A 17,342-nucleotide genomic window follows, 5' to 3' on the forward strand; every position below is an offset into this window, starting at 1 on the left:
GATGTAGAGACAGCGCATATTCGTATTTACAATATCCGTCCGGCGAGGAAGACAGCATGGCGAGCATCACATCACCCACGGGCGTCAGCCCGGAAAAGACTGCGGTCTCCGTTATCGTGGCCGTCAGCTTTTGCCACATGCTGAACGACATCATGCAGTCGCTGCTGACCTCGCTCTATCCGCTGCTGAAGGAGAACTATGCGCTCGATTTCGTGCAGATCGGCCTTCTGACCTTTGCATTCCAGGTGACTGCGTCGTTGCTGCAGCCCGCCGTCGGCGTCGTGACCGACCGCTGGCCGATGCCGTTTTCGCTGCCGGCTGCGATGCTGTCGACCTGCGCGGGCCTGATCACCCTTGCCAATGCCCACCATTTCTATGTGCTGGTCATCGGCGCATGCCTGATCGGCATCGGCTCGGCGATCTTCCACCCGGAAGCATCGCGCGTCGCGCGACTTGCCTCGGGCGGGCGCCATGGCCTTGCCCAGTCGCTGTTCCAGGTCGGCGGCAATACCGGCACGGCGATCGGGCCGTTGCTGGCTGCCTTCATCGTTATTCCGCAGGGACAGGGCAGCCTCAGCTGGTTCTCGGTCATCGCGTTGACCGGCTTCATGGTTCTGTCCTGGGTGAGCGTCTGGTACACCCGTCACCGCCGCAGTTCGGCCGGCCGCAAACCGGTCAGCCGCACCTTGCCGCTGCCGCGCAATCAGGTCATCTGGACGCTGATCGTTCTCGTCATCCTGACGGCGACGAAGAACGCCTATCTCTCCAGCCTGTCCAGCTACTTCACCTTCTTCACCATCGAGAAGTTCGGCGTCGGCGTCCAGGAAGCGCAGATGCTGTTGTTCCTGTTCCTCGGCGCATCGGCTGCAGGCGTCATCTTCGGCGGGCCGATCGGTGACCGTTTTGGTGCACGCTTCGTCATCTGGTTCTCGATCCTCGGCGTCATCCCCTTCGCGCTGCTCCTGCCCTATGCCAACCTGTTCTGGACGGCGGCACTGGTGATCATCATCGGCTTCATCTTCTCCTCGGCGTTCTCGGCCATCGTGGTCTTTGCTCAGGAACTGGTGCCTGGCCGCGTCGGCCTGATCGCCGGCATGTTCTTCGGCTTTGCCTTCGGTTTCGGCGGCATCGGCGCTGCGGTTCTCGGCATCTTTGCCGATCGCAACGGCATCGAGTTCGTCTATACGCTCTGCTCCTACATGCCGCTGCTCGGACTCCTGACGATCTTCCTGCCGAAGCTTCCCAGCCACCGGTAAGATCAGAACGGTTTGAGCACGACCAAAAGCACGGTCCCGAACATGGCCGCGAGCGTGAAAAGCCCGGAATACTTCAAGTAACCGGGCGGCTCGCGGGCCGGATCTACCTGTAACCGCCGCAGGCTCGCCGACAGGTTTCCATGCAGCGCCGACACGGCCATGACGAGAGCCAGCTTGGCATGCAGCCAGGGCTGACTGAACCAGTCGCCCTCCACCGCAATGACGATCCCGAACACCCAGGCAAGCCCCATCGCCGGCGAGGTTACGCGGCTGTCCCAGCGCTTGAGCGCTGCGATGACCTCTCTTTCACGCTCGATGCGCGGCCGTTTGGCGGAACACAGCCACAGCATCGCAGCCGACGAAAGCACCATGCCACCCATCCAGGTGATGACGGCGGCAATATGCAGGGATTTGAAAAGCAGATAACTCACGGACGTTCCTCCTGAACACGTCCATGATTGACATCAAATTCCTCGCATTTCGAGATGCAGCGGGCCGCCGTGATGTCGCAGCAAAGCTGCGATGCCGGCATTGCGCGATGTGCCGCGATATTTCAACCCAACTGCAACCCAGCGCATCCCATTGTAAGTATTCATCAAGCATTGCGCGCTAAGGTTCATGCCGGGGACTATCGGGGTCATTTCAATGCGCAAAACGTCTGTTGCCGTTTCTGCTGCGCTTGCTGCGTCATTCGTTGCCGCGCCCGCGCATGCGGAAACGCTCAACCTGTTGATCTGGGAATCCTATATCGACCAGAAGATCATCGATCGCTGGACCGAGAAGACCGGCGTTGGCGTGCACCGGGTCTATTACGACAGCGGCGATGCACGCGACGAAGTGCTTTCGGACCCTGGCAGCAATATCGACATTGCCGTCATCGGCGAAAATGGAGCGGACCTGTTTGGCAAGCGCGGCGTGCTGGAGCCGCTGTCGGACAAGAATGTCACCTCGATGAAAGACTATAAGCCCGAGTGGACGTCCCGTTGCGCCGGCTATGGAATGCCTTATCTCTGGGGTACGATGGGCATCGTCTACCGGTCCGACATGGTGAAGACCACGCCGACGTCCTGGCACGACCTGATGTCGCCGGATCCAGCGCTGACAAAACATATCGCCATGTACGACGATCACAACGAGGCCTTTGTCGCGCCGCTGGCCATGCTGGGCAAATCGATCAACGCCAATGACAACGAGACGCTGAAAGCCGCCTTCGAGGTCATGAAGAAGCAGGCCCCCTTCGTTCTCACCTACGATTATGTGATCACCTCGATCCAGAACCCCGAACACGGCAAGAACATCTATATGGCGCTGGCCTATAGCGGCGACCAGCACGTGCTCAACGACAAGGCCGGCACGCCCGGTGTCTGGCGCTACGCGGTACCGAAGGAAGGCACCCTCTCCTGGCTCGACTGCATGGCGGTCACCGCCGCCTCGCCGCGCAAGGCGCTCGCGCTGCAATTGGTTGACTTCATCGGCTCGCCGCAAAGTGCGGCTGATAACGCCGAGGCCTTGACCATGCCCACCGCCAGCGAAACGGCGCTCGAACTGATCCCTGCGGAAATGCGGTCCAACCAGGAAATATATCCGCCCGCCGACATCCTGGCCAAGAGCCAGTACCAGAAGGAATTGTCGATCCAATCGATCCAGACGCGCCGGCGCATCATCAGCTCGATGGCAAACTTCCAGTGACACTTGGCAAACGCGCGTTCTTCCTGATCTTTCCGGTCGTCCTGGCAGGCTACCTGCTGGCCGCCCTCTCGGTCTATGTCATACAGGGCCACTCCGTTCTGGCTCTGGAGCGGGCACGGCTTTCGCAACAGCTCGACCATATGGCCGCGTTGTTTCGCAACGAGGTCAGCCAGAGTAGAAGCTTTCTCTACTCGATCCTGGAAGGCAACGCTGTTCGACTGTTCGTGTCGGAACCGGATGAGGCCTACCGCAACAACGCGCTTGGCCTGCGGCTGCAGCAGAGTGTGCGCTCGCTGTCTGATGACCCGAAGAAATTCATCTCCTTCGCCATTCTCAATCCCGATCTGACACCGGGTTACTATTTTGAAAACAGCGATGATCCGTTCGCCGAGATCGGTGCACCGCAATTTGCGCTGGCAAGCCGGCTTGCCGGTGGCAGCCAGTTGCGGGACTGGAGCTTTCTGCACGACGACGACGCACGTCAGCTGATCGTCTACTCGGAATTCATCGACCCCGTCACCTTCAGCCGCCCGCTGCCGAGCGCAAAAGCCGATGCGCTTCTGGTGCAGGTTGCGATCGAGCCGACGCAATTCCTGAGCATGCAGCGCACCCTGCAGCACGAATATGAAACCGAGATCACTTTCGAGACCGCGCCGCAGCCGCAGCCGCCCAGCAATCTTTCCGCATCCGTTCGAATGGCACCCTCGTTGTTTGTAACCCTGACGGTGCCGCCGTCCCACGGGTCCGGCAATATGGGGCAGTTGAAATTACTCCTGATTTTTGGTGCGATGGTGATGAGCTTTGTCTCCGTCGGCCTGATGATTGCGCTGATCCGTCGGTTCATCACCAACCCGATTTCGGCTCTCGACCGCCAAGTGACGGCGGTGATGAGCGGTGAGAACGAAGACATCAAGCAAACCGGTGCCGAAGGAGAAATCGGCCGGCTGACCGGCAATATCAAGCAATTGCACGATCAATCGCAGCGCGCGTTGAAGCTGGTGCAGCAGACGTCCTGGACCGATACGCTGACCGGCATCAGCAACCGAGCCCATTTCAACATGCTCGCCGCCGATATTATCGACAGGGTCACGGCACAGGGTGGCCATTGCAGTCTTCTGTTCATCGACATCGACCACTTCAAGTTCGTCAACGACAAATATGGCCACGAGGTCGGCGACGACCTGTTGAAGACGCTGGCGCTGCGGATCGAGGCTGCAATCGGCGTCATCGTTGCGCGACGGCAGATGGAGCCGGTTGTCTTTGCCCGGCTGTCCGGTGACGAGTTTGCGGTTCTGGTGCAATCTACGCCGCGTGACGGCACGATCAGGGAAATGTGCGCCGCGATCCTTGCGCTGTTTTCCAACGGTTTCGAAGTGCGCGGCAAATATTATCCGGTCACGGCCAGCATTGGCGTCGCCATCTGCCCCACGGATGCCACCAACCTTGCCGAACTGATTTCCAATGCCGATGCGGCGATGTACCAGGCAAAGACCAACGGCAAGAGCCGTTCCTCGCGCTTTTCGCGGGCGCTGCAGGACAAGCGCGACCGCATCCGCCATATCCAGGAGGAACTGCGGCTGGTCGATCCCGACGAGCAATTTCACCTCGTCTACATGCCGATCGTCGATACCGGTGGCAAGGTGATCGGTTGCGAGGCCCTGTTGCGCTGGTTGTCGCCAACGCTTGGCAATGTCACACCGGACGAATTCGTACCGATCGCCGAAAGCACCGGCCTGTTTACCAAAATCGACTGGTGGGTGATCAACCGGGCGATGTCGGAACACCATCGGCTGAAGCAGCTGTTCGGGCCGGAAACCCTACTTGCGATCAACATCTCGTCGGCGGAACTGCACTCCAAATCGATCAGCGATTATTTCTCCGACTGCGCGGCACGTCACGGGCTCGATCCACGCACCATCGAGATCGAACTGACGGAAACCTATGCCGTCAAGCTTGGCGACCAGCTGCGCCGCAACATCGAGACCCTGCGTGAACGCGGTTTCCGTATCTCCATCGACGATTTCGGCGCCGGCTATACCTCCGTGCAGCAGATCATCGAATATACAGCCGACACCATCAAGCTCGACCGGGCCATGGTGCAAAACCTCGCCAACGAGGCATCGCTGCCGGCCTTGAAGGCGATGATCGCGCTTTGCCATGCGCAAAACATGTCGGTGGTCGGCGAAGGCGTCGATACCCACGAGAAACTTGCGATGCTGAATGCGGCCGGCTGCGACCATTTTCAGGGTTACCTTATCAGCAAGCCGCTGATGCTCCCCGATCTGACCATCTGGGCGTTGAGACAGACTGTAAAAATTGCCGGCGCCGTAGACGGTCATGTGCCGTTCCACGAGCATAGCCTCCTTTCGGCATCTTCAAGCTTACTCTGAAGCGCCTGTATCGCGGGCATTGCACCGATTTTGCCTTGACCTTGGAGCGCCCTCGCCTTAACCGCACCTCAACACTGCGGATTGCGGGAGTAGGCGATGAAAGTTCTGTTGATCGGGTCGGGCGGGCGCGAACATGCGCTGGCATGGAAACTGGCGCAATCGCCACGCCTGACGGCTCTCTATGCCGCCCCCGGCAATCCCGGCATCGCCGAAGAGGCAATCATTGTCGATATCGATACGGCTGATAATGATGCCGTTCTTGCCTTCTGCCGCAGGCAAGCGATCGATTTCGTCGTGGTCGGGCCGGAAGCACCGCTGGTCGCGGGTCTGGGCGACACATTGCGCAACGGCGGCATTCCGGTTTTCGGACCATCGGCGGCGGCGGCCCAGCTTGAAGGCTCCAAGGGTTTCACCAAGGACATCTGCGCCAAATACAACATCCCGACCGGCGCCTATCAACGCTTCACCTCTGCTGAACCGGCCAAGGCCTATATCCATGAGCAGGGCGCGCCGATCGTCATCAAGGCCGATGGACTTGCCGCCGGCAAGGGCGTCACCGTTGCCATGACGATCGATGAAGCGCTTGATGCCGTCGACAGCTGTTTCTCCGGCACGTTTGGTGCAGCTGGTGCCGAGGTCGTGGTTGAAGCCTATCTCGATGGCGAGGAAGCGAGCTTCTTCTGCCTTTGCGACGGCAAGACCGCTCTGGCTCTGGCCTCGGCACAGGATCACAAGCGCGTCGGCGATGGCGACACAGGCCCGAACACCGGCGGCATGGGCGCCTATTCACCAGCCCCGGTGATGACGCCTGAGATGGTCGCGCGCACGATGCGCGAGATCATCGAGCCGACGATATCAGGCATGGCCGATAGCGGCCACCCTTTCACCGGTGTGCTGTTTGCCGGGCTGATGATCACCGCCAAGGGCCCGGAACTGATCGAGTACAATGTCCGCTTCGGCGATCCGGAATGCCAAGTGCTGATGATGCGGCTGAAGAGTGACCTGCTGCCGTTGCTCTATGCCGCGGCCACCGGGACGCTGGCCTCTGTTACCGCCGAATGGCGCGACGATGCCGCGCTCACTGTGGTGATGGCGTCCAAGGGCTATCCGGGTGCTTACGAGAAGAACACACCCATTGCGAACATCCCCCAGGCAGGCACCGAGGCCAAGGTGTTCCACGCCGGAACAGCGCTGAAAGACGGGCAACTGGTTGCCATCGGCGGCCGTGTGCTCAATGTGACGGCGATGGGCCGCACCGTCAGCGCGGCCAAGGACAGCGCCTATGCGGCGCTTGACCGGGTGGAATGGGACAATGGCTTTTGCCGCCGCGATATCGGCTGGCAGGCGGTCGAGCGCGAAAAGGCCTGACCGGCAACGGCAGGCCAATTGGAAAACTCATTCAATTTTTACCAATTCTCCTGACGGGAACGTAACGGAGAACGGCTATTTTCATCTGACGATTTCAGAGGAGAATGCCGATGCGCGCCCTTTTGTTTACACTTGCAAGCCTGGCCGCGGCTGGCACCGCCGGCGCGACATCGATTGAAAACGTAGTCGCGGGCCAGAATGTCAACAGCAGTATCTCGCAGCTTTCCTGTGGCCAGTGCCCGCCATTGGTCGTCAAGAAGAAAACCGGCTATATCGTGCCGGACGTCGCACCGGGGACGGACCGGGTCGAGCTGAAGACAATCAACGGCGAGATGAAACTGGTTCGCACCGAAGCCTGGCTTGGCGGCTCGCCGGTCGTCTTCGTCAGCAAGGCGTCGGAGGCCGACATCAAGCAGGCGCAAGCCAAGATGCCGACTGCACAGCATCTGGTAACTGCGACAACAGGCGATGCGTTGCCGGTCGAAGCACAGGCGACAGCGACCCTGAACATCATCGATAACGCTGTAAAAACAGCCGCTGTGAACACTGCATCAACGGCCGGAATGGCCGCAGTCACGCCGCAAGACAGCCAGTCACAAGAAGTTGATCTTAAAAATTTCCAACTTCGGCTAAATTAACACTGAACTCCATGTCCCCGCCCTAACCAGCCGCAGATAGAAGGCTGATCGGGTATTCGCCCTCCAGGCGAAAGATTGCGCCCCTGAGAGAAGCAGGGGCGCAATTTTTCGTGGTGTGCTCCGGTCTTTCGCAGTCAGGCGTCCGCAGCTGCCACCAATTCCTCAATCTGCCGGTCGGAAAACACCTGAATGCCATTGGCCTTCAAAAGCGTGGCCGTCACCCCGGCTCCAGGCTGGCGCTGTCCCGAAAAACTGCCGTCATAGATGAAGCCGGAGCCGCAGGAGGGGCTACCATCGATCAACAGCGCGTAAGCGCAGCCGGTTTCGCGCGCCAGCGCAAGCGCGTTTTCGGCTGCTTGGCGAAACGCATCCGTCACATCGCCACCGTTGCTTTCGCGGACATGGCCATTGCCGGAGAGGATGTCGGTGGCCGATTTTCCCGGTTCGATCTCCGCCGGCAGGCGCGGCACCGGCATACCGGCCGATATCTCCGGACAGATCGTTACCAGCCGCCCCTCCTCGCGCCAGCGATCAAGCGCCGGATGCACAAGCGGCTTAGCCTGCCCGTCATAACGGACGGCATGGCCCATGAGACAGGCACTGACGAGGATTTTGGCGGTCATGGATCTGGGATAGCCCTCTGTGGCCTTGATTTCCAGAGGGACCGTCATCGTGGATCGAAACATCCACCGCTGGCTCTCGCCCCAGGAACGTCAACTAAAAACTGCGTTACGCGGCAGCGACGGCGAGGTGAACGCCGGTCTCTTCCTGAAGCTGGCTGATCACGTGGAACAGGTTTTCCGCGCGCGGGTTTCCCTTCGGTCCGAACATCCGCATCAAGCTTTTGGCGGGCGTTCCCACCTTTTCAGCGAGGCGTTCGAAACCTACGGTGGCGTTGATGAAATCCCGCAGAACCGACTTGCCGGTTTCCACATCACCAGACAGCAGAAGCTCGACAGCATCCGACAACAGTGCCGCCCCAAAGCTTGCATCATTGCGGGCTCGCGCTTGAACCGTTGTCTTGAAGTCGCGCGTCAATGGCATGTCAGCTTCCTTTGCGGCGTTTGTAGTCACGCCAGCGCTCCTGGGCGGTATCGATGTCGTTTTGCTGGCGCTTTTTCGTACCACCGGTGAGCAGAATGATGATCTCTTCGCCATCCCGGACGAAATAAATCCGGTAACCCGGCCCGTAGTCGAGGCGATACTCCGGCAATCTGTCCAACGCCCTTGACGTTGGACAGATTGCCGGATGAGACGCGCGCCAACGCAATCGTCACTTTCGACGCGGCTCTCGCTTCGATCGACGCGAACCATTCAGCAAAAGGACTTCTGCCCGTCTGATCCAGATATTCGAGGATCTTCATGTGTCAATGGTAACATATACGTCACCATTGACAAGAATTGCTTCAGCCCGAAATCTTCGAAAAATCCGCAACCGTTCCGGTTGCCGCACGGATCAGGCCGAGCAGGGCGAGGCGATTGGCGCGGATGGCCGGATCGTCGTCGTTGACGAGAACGTCGGCGAAGAACTGGTCGACCGGGCCGCGCAGCTTCGACAGGGCTTCCATAGCCGAGCGGAAATCTTCGCCCACGATTGCAGCGCTTGCCTCGGTGGAGGCCTGCGTCACGGCGGCATAGAGCGCCTTTTCCGCGTCGAGCGTCAGTACCGGATCGACGTTGGCTGCGACGTGCGTGCCCTTCTTTTCCTCTGCGGCCAGAAGCTGCGTGGCGCGCTTGGTGCCGGCCAGCAGGTTCAGGCCCTCTTCCGAGGTGACGAAAGCCGTCAGCGCTTCGACGCGGCGGGCGACCATCAGCAGATCGTCATTGGCTGCGCCCCCCTCATCCGCCCTTCGGGCACCTTCTCCCCGCTGGGGAGAAGAGGTCTCTGCCGCTGCCCCTTGCTCCTTCTTCTCCCCAGCGGGGAGAAGGTGGCCCGCAGGGCCGGATGAGGGGGGCGCAGCCAGAACCGCATCGATCAGGTCGTGGCGGGCGCCGAGATCGCGCAGGTAGACTTTCAGGCGGTCGTGGAAGAAGGACAGGAGGTCGCTATCCTTCACAACAGTGGAAAGCGGCAAACGCACCTTCCGCTCCAGCAGTATCCGCACAACACCCAACGCCGCACGACGGAGCGCATAGGGATCCTTCGAGCCTGTCGGCTTCTCGTCAATGGCCCAGAATCCAACAAGCGTATCCAACTTGTCGGCGAGCGCAACCGTCAGGCCAACGGCATCGGCAGGCAGGCGGTCGGACGGGCCTTGCGGCTTCCAGTGGTCTTCGATCGCTGCGGCGACGGAGGCGTCTTCGCCCTGCAGGACGGCATATTTGCGGCCCATGATGCCCTGAAGCTCGGGGAATTCGCCGACGGCTTCGGTGCGCAGGTCAGCCTTGGCCAGGACGACGGCGCGGTCAACCAGAGCTGCGTCTGCGCCGGTCACCTTGGCCAGTTCGGCAGCCAGCGTGCGGATACGCTGGACGCGCTCGCCCTGCGAGCCGAGCTTGGCGTGGAAGGTGACGTTCAGCGCATCAAGTTTGGCCATGCGCTGGTCGAGCGGCTTTTTCAGGTCGAGATCGAATTTTGCGGCCGAGGCGGCCAGCGTTTCGAGGTCCGGCAGGTTGCCCTGGTCACGGGTCCAGAAATGCTTGGCATCGGAGAGACGCGCACGCACAACCTTGCCGTTGCCGTGGACGATTTCCTTGCCGCCGTCCTTTGCCTCGATATTGGCAACGAGGATGAACTTGTTCGACAGGGTTTCCTCGCCCGGACGGCGGGTGACGAAACATTTCTGGTTGGTCTTGATGGTCAGCCGGATGATTTCCGAGGGGATCGCCAGATAGTCTTCCTCGAACGAGCCCATCAGCACCTGCGGCCATTCGACGAGGCCGGATACTTCCTCGAGCAGGCCTTCGTCCTCGACCAGTTCGAGGCCATTGGCAAAGGCGATGTTGGCAGCGTCGGCGGCGATGATCTGCTTGCGGCGCTCGGCATCGAGGATGACCTTGGCCTTTTCCAGCTTCTCGATGTAATCGGCAAAGCGGCGCACGGTAATGGCTTCCGGCGCATGGAAGCGGTGGCCATAGGTGATGTTCGACGCGGTGATATCGCCGACCGTAAACGGGATGACGTGGGTTTCCTCGTGTTCCGGGCCGAACAGGCAGACGATCGACTGCAGCGGCCGCACCCAGCGCAGCGCGCCCGGCTTGGCCGACGCGGCGCCAGAGCGCATCGGATTGCCCCAGGGGAAATTGCGGATAAGGCCGGGGATCACCTCGGCGATGATCTCTTCTGCAGGGCGGCCGGGCTTGACAATATGGGCGACGTAGAAATCGCCCTTCTTCGGATCGCTATGCACATGCGCCTGATCGATCGAGGTGAGACCGGCACCGCGCAAAAAGCCTTCGATCGCCTTTTCATTGGCATCAGTGCGCGGACCCTTGCGGTCTTCGCTGATATCAGCGGAGCGGGTGTTGAGGCCGCGAATATCGAGCGTCAGCCGGCGCGGCGTCCAGTATTCCCTGGCACCTTCATAGGTCAGCCCCGCCTCGACCAGCGCATCGGTCAACAGCTTCTTCAGATCACCGGCAGCCTTGCGCTGCATACGGGCCGGGATTTCCTCGGAGCGGAGTTCAAGCAGAAGATCGGGCATGGAATGGATGCTTTTCTAAGGGATCGATTGACTGCGGGGGATTTAGCAAGCCCGGCGGCAAAAGTCATCCATTCAATGGCGGAAAAGTCAGTGCTCAAGCGGCATCACGAACCGGGATGCGTTCAATCTCGGCGCGTTTGCGTTTTGCTTCGATCTTGAGATCATAACTCACTTGCAGATTCATCCAGAGTTCCGGCGTGGTATCGAAGAATCTCGCAAGGCGCAGGGCGGTGTCCGAAGTTACCCCGGTTTTGCCCGTGACGATGCGTTCGATGCGGGTTCTTGGAACATTCAACTGCTTGGCAAGCGTTCCGGCGCTCATCTCCAGCGGGTCAAGATAGAGATCTTTCAGAATTTCACCAGGATGGATGGCCGGCAGGCAGATATCACTCATCTGATCAGTCCTTGCGCTCAATGGTAATCGGCGATTTCCACGTCATCGGCGCCGCCGTTCGACCATCGGAAACAGATACGCCACTGCTGGTTGATACGGATCGAATACTGACCTTCCCGATCTCCGGACAATTTCTCCAATCGATTGCCCGGCGGCGAGCGCAAATCCTTCACGTCGGACGCCGCATTCAATAGAACCAGCAATTGCTGCGCCCGGCGAATGAGATCGACCGGAAAACCCTTTTTCACGCTGCCGTCTGCAACGGACGGAGACAGTTTTCCCTTGAAGGAACGGATCACCACTGATCTCCAAAACCGTACCATATACTGATACAACGATTTGGCCGCGTCAAGTATCACGACTTGATACAAGCCCCTTAGAGCAATTTAAAACTACCATCCGCCTCCACCGCCACCACCGCCGCCGCCGCCGGAAAAGCCGCCGCCGGTGGAGAAGCCGGAGGATGAGGAGCTGGGTGGCGGGGGCAGTGAGGAGGTCATGGTGCTGGCCATAGAGCCTGCAAAGCCGCCCATACGGTCACCGAAGGAGCCGGCGGCGAAGGTATTGCCGGTATACCAGGCGGGCTGGTAGGCGGCAGCCCCTGCTGCTGCGGCCAGAAGCCAGCGGTCGAAGGTTTCCGACCAGGGTTTTTCGACGCCCAGCGCCACAGCATAGGGCAGGAGCTTCTCGAAATGCTGCGGCGACATGTCCGGTGCACCGGCCATGTTCATCCGCTCTTTTTCGGCGAGCGTCAGATATTGCCGCAGGCCATCGATGCCATCCATCATCTTCGAGCCGATCGGCGTCGGCGCGCCCATCAGATGGAAGAACAGCATGTTGACAAGCACGATGCCGCCGACGCCGATCAGCAGCGGCACCTGATGCGCGGTCAGCGCCATGCTGATGACAACCGCCAAAACACTCAGCGCGGACGCGACGACAAAAAAGGTAAGAAGGGCGGCGACGATCAGCAAGCCGATGCGCGCAAACAGGCTGCCGCGCTTGTTGAACAGCCGGCCGATGGCGAGCGCAAACAGCGAGATGACCACAGAGGCAAACACCGGCACAAGCACCAGCGCCACCGTCGCCCCATCGAGAAGGCCGAAGATAAAAATGGCGAGCAGAAACAGTGCAGAGATTGCGATGCCACCGACCACATAGGCGGTATTGGCATGGTAGTATTTGTTGCGGTGCTCCTTTTCAATGGCAGTGCGGAAATCGGCTCCGGCCTTCTGCACCGCCGGGCCATTGTCCTTGTCGATCGTCAGCTCACCGCCATTGCGCTGCACCGCCGCGAGCACGGCCGCCTCGCCGGTTGGCAGCGACGGCGGCTTTGGCCTGTTGGTGCGGGTGATCACCAGCGAGCTCTTGAAATCCTTCAGAACGACATAGCCTTCGACCGCGAGATTGAGGGCGGCGGCGGAGAGCGCCGTCCAGCCCTGGCCGGAAAAACCCTTGTTGTCGATATAGTTGACCAGCGCCGGAGAGATCCCATCCGGCGCATCCCAGCGCGGCACGATGACGCCGCGAGCCGGATCGCGGCCGACCTTCAGCCACATGCGCGAATAATAAAGCGCCGCGATCACGAAGCCCGCGATGGCCAGGATCGGCGGCAGGTGATCGTAAAACCACCACGCCCTTTCCTGTGATACCGACGGCGGATCGATGCTGCCTTTCGGCATTTTGACGGCGATGGTCAGCCCTTCGTTCGCCTCAAGGCGGCGCGTGGTGGTGAAGACCAGCCGGTCGCCATCCTCAAGCGCGCGGGCATTCTTGCCAGTTGTCCCCTGGCCGCCGGTAAAGACATCCAGCGCCTCGGCTTTCACACCCGCAGGCAAGGCAACCGTGGCAGATGCTTCCTCGATCGGAAACGCCCATTCGTTGCCGGTCACGTTCCAGTAGAGTTCATCGTGGCCCGGAAAGAAACGGATCTGACGGGCTGTCTCATAGGTAAACTGAAAGGTATGTTCGCCATCGGCCAAGAACACATCCTTGTCGCCGGTATAGATACGGATGCCGCCGCTGATGCTTTCGGTGCGATAGGGCTCCTCGGCACCGTCGCGCTCGACGGAAATGAGCTTGAAATCGACCTTGACGAGGCGGCCGCCTGCATCGGTCACGGTCAACGGAAAATCGCGGTAGATGCCGCGCCTAATGCGGTCTCCCTCGACATTGGCGGTGATCGTTTCCGTGACGCTGAGCACACCGCTCTTGGCGACGTCGATGGCCGAGCGATAGGCGGTAAACACCTCCTCGGCTCGCGCAAACCCTGCCGTGGACCAGAGAACGGCAAGGAAAAAGGAGAGCCATCCCAGCGCCGCGAAAACACGTTTCATGCGATCGATCCCTCCCCGGCCCAAACAACCGTATCTGTCTGCCTGCTCAAGGCCGATTAAGGCCGGTCGCCCTCAAGTCCGACGCCCAGCGAAGCAAGCTCGTCCCAGTAGCGCGGATAGGTTTTCGCGACACAGCCGGGGTCGAGAATGGTGATGCCGGTGATCTTCAGGCCGGCCAGCGCGAAGCTCATGGCAATGCGGTGATCGGCGAACGTGTCGATGTCGGCCGGCAGCGTCTGGCCAGCCAGAGCCGGATCGGAGGCGACCAGCAGATCGTCGCCCTCCTCGATGGCGAGACCGGCGCGGATGTTCGACAGGCCGGTGGAGAGCGCGCGAGTGCGGTCGCATTCCTTGACGCGCAGGTTTTCGATGCCGACGAAACGCACCGGTGTCTCGTTGAAGGCGGCCAGCACGGCAAGCGTCGGAATGGCATCCTGCATCTGCGAACCGTCGATGATCGCCGGCATATGCGGGAACGTGGCGATCACCTCATAGGCTTTCGCATCGGGCTGTGAGAAGGACGTGGCCACAACGCCGAGATCGATCCGGCCACCGGTCAAGACTTCCGCCGCCCAGAGATAGGTTGCAGCAGACGCATCGGGCTCGATCAGATAGTCGGTGGCGTGATAGCCGGTGGGAGCCACCTGCCAGATCGATGGGCTGACCTGGGTTACTTCAGCGCCAAAGGCGCGCATCGCGGCAACTGTCAGATCGATATAGCCACGCGCGCCGATCTCTTCGCCTGCAAGCTCGATATTGATAGGGCTGGAAGCGCCCGCAGCCGCCATCAGCAGGGCGGAAACATACTGGCTCGAAAGGCCGGCATCGATGGTGACATGGTCCTTAGAAAAATCGCCTGTGCCTGAAACCGCTACAGGCGGGCAGCCGGTTTCGGCTTCCACCGTGACGCCGAGAGACCGAAGCGCAATCACCAGAGGCGCGATCGGCCGCTTGCGCATATGCTGGTCGCCATCGACCACCACCGTGCCATCGACAAGAGCTGCGGCGGCCGTCAGGAAGCGGGTCGCAGTCCCGGCATTGCCGAGAAACAGCGGCTTTTCAGGCGGCCAAAGCTTGCCAGAACCAGAGACGATGAACGTTGTATCGTCCGGCTCGGAAATCTCCACACCCATGGCGCGCAGGGCATCGGCCATATAACGGGTGTCATCGCTCTTCAGCGCACCCGTCAGACGGCTGGTGCCCTTGGCGAGACCAGCCAGAAGCAGCGCCCGGTTGGTGATGGACTTCGAGCCGGGCGGACTGACGCGGCCTTCAAGCGGATGGCCGGGGGGAAGGATGGTCAGTTTCTGGTCTGCGGCGTTCATGCTCTTGTCTCTTCATGCCTTCAGCACCGCCTGTTCGTGGCCGTGCATGCTCTATCAATCATGGACAGCCGTCTACGACGGAATGGCTTTTCCGGCTAGATCAAAACTTCACCACAGGGACAGTGCGGTCGGCCTCGTTGGTGATCTCGAAAAAGGCCGCCTTGGTAAATCCAAAGGGGCCGGCAATGAAATTCGACGGGAAGCTTTCCACCTTGACGTTGAGGTCGCGGGCAGCACCGTTGTAATAGCGGCGAGCCATCTGCACTTCGCTTTCGATCTCCTCCAGCGATTGCTGCAGCTCGGAGAAATTCTGGTTGGCCTTGAGGTCCGGATAGGCTTCTGCCAGCGCAAACAGCTTGCCGAGCGCCTGGCTCAGCATGCCTTCCGCCGAGGCCCGTCCGGCGACATCGCCTGCCGGCAGCGCCTGCGCCTTGTTTCGAAGTGCTACGACCTCTTCCAGAGTGCCTTTTTCATGGGCGGCATAGCCTTTGACGGTCTCGATCAGGTTGGGAATCAGATCCGCCCGCCGCTTCAGCTGCACGTCGATGCCGGACCATGCCTCCTCCTTCACCTGCCGCGCCTTGACTAGGCCGTTATAGATGAAAATCAGGTAGAGGATCACGACCGCGGCAATAGCGAGACCAATCATCAGGGGTTCCTTCCCGAAACATACGTTTTGCGCAGCTTATGGATCGAACGCCGCTGTTGAAAGACAAATTTTGACCGCTCGCTTCACCCCGCCGCTTTTCCCGTTTCATCCGCATCAAGCTGTTCCGCCAGGAACCGCGCGGTGGCGGCGTCTGATCGATAGTGGGGCATCAGATCAACGTCGAACCCGCAAAGTATCAGACCCATGAAAACGCTCGCCGTCCTCATCAACGTCATCGCATTTTCGGCCCTGTTTTTTGCCTATGCAAGCCTCGGCACAGTTGAGAAGCCGGCCGGTGTTCGCCGTGCAATGCAGACCTATGCCGGCCAGCTGCCGACCGGCGCCTTTGTGATCCAGAAGCCGGTTTGGCAGATTGGCGTCGAGGCGAGCGACGTGATTTAGGGTGTGTCTTTTTAGGAGCGGCCCAACTTGCCCCATTCCATCGAGTCTTCCGGCGAAGGGACCGTCTCGAGGATCTGCCCGAAACAGACGACGGCCACACGCTGTTCGCTGGTCTTGGCGATATACATGTACTCGTCGGCCCTGCGAACGAAGGATGCGACGGTATCGTCCGGCTGCAGGAACGTGACGCCAACGGCCGCGCCGGTATAGGTCACCTTCCCCTCTATGGCGATGGGCTTGAAAACCCGCTCCATCGCATCCTGGACATTCTGCTGCACATCAGCGGCCAGTTTCAGGTCGATATCGAGCAGGACGACGAATTCATCGCCGCCAATTCTGGCAATGAAATCGGTGGCGCGAAAGCTTTCGCGCAGGCGGCTGGCGATGGTTCTCAAGACCTCGTCGCCGGCAGCATGCCCCAGCGTATCGTTGACCATCTTGAAGCCGTTGAGGTCGATGAAGGCCAGCGCAAGTTTGCGGTCGTTCAACATGCTGCGCGCAACGGCTTCGACGACGACCTCGTCGAAACAAGCCCGGTTCGGAAGGCCCGACAGAGCGTCGGTGCGTGCCGATGCCCGCAAGGCGTTTTCGATTTCGCGCTGCTGCCTGACACGCGCCGATACGTCGACAATGACTTCGACATCGAAGGATACGCCATCGACAAGGGTTCTCTGCGCCGAGATCAGCGTCGGGATGATCGTGCCGTCGGCATAGACGAGATCGACTTCTTCGAGCTCGTAGGACCCCACTTCCGCGAGCAGACGGTGGCGGCGATCGCGGGCCGGGTTATCGATCGCGGCGCCATCCGACGTCAGCTTCTTGCCGCGGATATTTTCCCATTTCAGGCCCGTCAGCTTCAGATAGGCGTCGTTGACCTTGGCATAGCTCGAGGTCTTCGTATCACTGGTGGTAATCGCCATCGCGATCGGTGCGAACTCGAACATTCGCATCAACATCGAAGCCAAAACTTCCGGGGGGAGAGTATCCTCGTCGTCCATTACGCGTCCTGAACTCAATCACTTGGACAAAGCTTAGAACAAACTCCTTAAACGCTTGCTGAACAACCGGGCGGGCTCAAGCAATTGATTATACCCCCATAAGGAGAGTGGCGGTAAAAATCATCCAATGCTTGTATTTTTACTGCAGATCGACGATTACAGGTATCAACGAGGCCGCTGCGCTCTGGCAGACAGCGCCCGGCGCCCGCCGGTTTTATACGGAGGCTCGGGCGGGCCTGGTGTTCGGTCAACG

General features: G+C 60.2%; 17 protein-coding genes. 6 read left to right on the plus strand and 11 right to left on the minus strand.

Annotation, left to right across the window (positions count from 1 at the left end; genetic code table 11):
* The first annotated feature begins 56 nt into the window (after positions 1-56).
* Positions 57-1,256 carry an MFS transporter gene (locus tag ACP7E0_RS11990; RefSeq protein WP_426125125.1) on the plus strand — a complete coding sequence of 400 codons (1,200 nt, stop codon included), beginning with the start codon at positions 57-59 and terminating at the stop codon, positions 1,254-1,256.
* 2 nt (positions 1,257-1,258) lie between these two features.
* Here the strand turns inward: ACP7E0_RS11990 and ACP7E0_RS11995 are convergent, their stop codons facing one another.
* Positions 1,259-1,687 (minus strand): CopD family protein, encoded by a 429-nt coding sequence (locus ACP7E0_RS11995; protein WP_426125126.1) that lies wholly within the window; start codon positions 1,685-1,687, stop codon positions 1,259-1,261.
* Positions 1,688-1,901: 214 nt separating this feature from the next.
* Between ACP7E0_RS11995 and ACP7E0_RS12000 the strand changes: the two genes are divergently transcribed.
* From ACP7E0_RS12000 to ACP7E0_RS12015, 4 genes are all read left to right on the plus strand, one after another.
* Positions 1,902-2,945 carry a polyamine ABC transporter substrate-binding protein gene (locus ACP7E0_RS12000; RefSeq protein ID WP_426125127.1) on the plus strand — a complete coding sequence of 348 codons (1,044 nt, stop codon included), beginning with the start codon at positions 1,902-1,904 and terminating at the stop codon, positions 2,943-2,945.
* Entirely contained in the window at positions 2,942-5,335 is a 2,394-nt protein-coding gene (locus tag ACP7E0_RS12005; RefSeq protein ID WP_426125128.1) for a putative bifunctional diguanylate cyclase/phosphodiesterase, read from the plus strand. Before ACP7E0_RS12000 ends, ACP7E0_RS12005 begins: the two co-directional genes overlap by 4 nt.
* 96 nt (positions 5,336-5,431) lie before the next feature.
* Positions 5,432-6,703 carry a phosphoribosylamine--glycine ligase gene (gene purD / locus ACP7E0_RS12010; RefSeq protein ID WP_426125129.1) on the plus strand — a complete coding sequence of 424 codons (1,272 nt, stop codon included), beginning with the start codon at positions 5,432-5,434 and terminating at the stop codon, positions 6,701-6,703.
* Positions 6,704-6,813: 110 nt separating this feature from the next.
* Positions 6,814-7,341, plus strand: a complete 528-nt coding sequence (locus ACP7E0_RS12015; protein ID WP_426125130.1) for a plant virulence effector HPE1-like domain-containing protein — start codon at positions 6,814-6,816, stop codon at positions 7,339-7,341.
* Between the two features lie 134 nt (positions 7,342-7,475).
* Here ACP7E0_RS12015 and ACP7E0_RS12020 read toward each other — a convergent pair whose 3' ends face one another.
* From ACP7E0_RS12020 to ACP7E0_RS12060, 9 genes are all read right to left on the minus strand, one after another.
* Complete coding sequence (locus ACP7E0_RS12020) at positions 7,476-7,964, minus strand: DUF523 domain-containing protein (protein WP_426125131.1); 489 nt, start codon at positions 7,962-7,964, stop codon at positions 7,476-7,478.
* A gap of 106 nt (positions 7,965-8,070) precedes the next feature.
* Positions 8,071-8,385 carry a DNA-binding protein gene (locus ACP7E0_RS12025; RefSeq protein WP_426125132.1) on the minus strand — a complete coding sequence of 105 codons (315 nt, stop codon included), beginning with the start codon at positions 8,383-8,385 and terminating at the stop codon, positions 8,071-8,073.
* Between the two features lies 1 nt (position 8,386).
* The gene (locus ACP7E0_RS12030; RefSeq protein ID WP_426125133.1) at positions 8,387-8,554 is read right to left on the minus strand and encodes a type II toxin-antitoxin system RelE/ParE family toxin; all 168 of its coding nucleotides are present in this window, start codon (positions 8,552-8,554) and stop codon (positions 8,387-8,389) included.
* Between the two features lie 193 nt (positions 8,555-8,747).
* Positions 8,748-10,985 (minus strand): glycine--tRNA ligase subunit beta, encoded by a 2,238-nt coding sequence (gene glyS / locus ACP7E0_RS12035; RefSeq protein ID WP_426125134.1) that lies wholly within the window; start codon positions 10,983-10,985, stop codon positions 8,748-8,750.
* Between the two features lie 94 nt (positions 10,986-11,079).
* A complete protein-coding gene (locus tag ACP7E0_RS12040) occupies positions 11,080-11,379 on the minus strand; it encodes a HigA family addiction module antitoxin (protein WP_426125135.1) in 300 nt (99 codons plus the stop codon).
* Between the two features lie 17 nt (positions 11,380-11,396).
* Positions 11,397-11,678, minus strand: a complete 282-nt coding sequence (locus ACP7E0_RS12045) for a type II toxin-antitoxin system RelE/ParE family toxin (RefSeq protein ID WP_426125136.1) — start codon at positions 11,676-11,678, stop codon at positions 11,397-11,399.
* A gap of 93 nt (positions 11,679-11,771) precedes the next feature.
* Complete coding sequence (locus ACP7E0_RS12050; RefSeq protein ID WP_426125137.1) at positions 11,772-13,715, minus strand: DUF2207 domain-containing protein; 1,944 nt, start codon at positions 13,713-13,715, stop codon at positions 11,772-11,774.
* A gap of 56 nt (positions 13,716-13,771) precedes the next feature.
* A complete protein-coding gene (aroA, locus tag ACP7E0_RS12055; RefSeq protein ID WP_426125138.1) occupies positions 13,772-15,040 on the minus strand; it encodes a 3-phosphoshikimate 1-carboxyvinyltransferase in 1,269 nt (422 codons plus the stop codon).
* Between the two features lie 100 nt (positions 15,041-15,140).
* On the minus strand, positions 15,141-15,689 hold the full coding sequence (locus ACP7E0_RS12060; RefSeq protein ID WP_426125139.1) for a LemA family protein: 549 nt from the start codon (positions 15,687-15,689) through the stop codon (positions 15,141-15,143).
* 204 nt (positions 15,690-15,893) lie between these two features.
* On the opposite strand from ACP7E0_RS12060, the gene ACP7E0_RS12065 reads away from it, so the two are divergent.
* Complete coding sequence (locus ACP7E0_RS12065; protein WP_426125140.1) at positions 15,894-16,091, plus strand: hypothetical protein; 198 nt, start codon at positions 15,894-15,896, stop codon at positions 16,089-16,091.
* 11 nt (positions 16,092-16,102) lie between these two features.
* Here ACP7E0_RS12065 and ACP7E0_RS12070 read toward each other — a convergent pair whose 3' ends face one another.
* Positions 16,103-17,089 (minus strand): GGDEF domain-containing protein, encoded by a 987-nt coding sequence (locus tag ACP7E0_RS12070; protein WP_426125141.1) that lies wholly within the window; start codon positions 17,087-17,089, stop codon positions 16,103-16,105.
* Between the last annotated feature and the right edge of the window lie 253 nt (positions 17,090-17,342).

It is taken from the genome of Pararhizobium sp. PWRC1-1, assembly GCF_049897905.1.
GTDB lineage: Bacteria > Pseudomonadota > Alphaproteobacteria > Rhizobiales > Rhizobiaceae > Pararhizobium.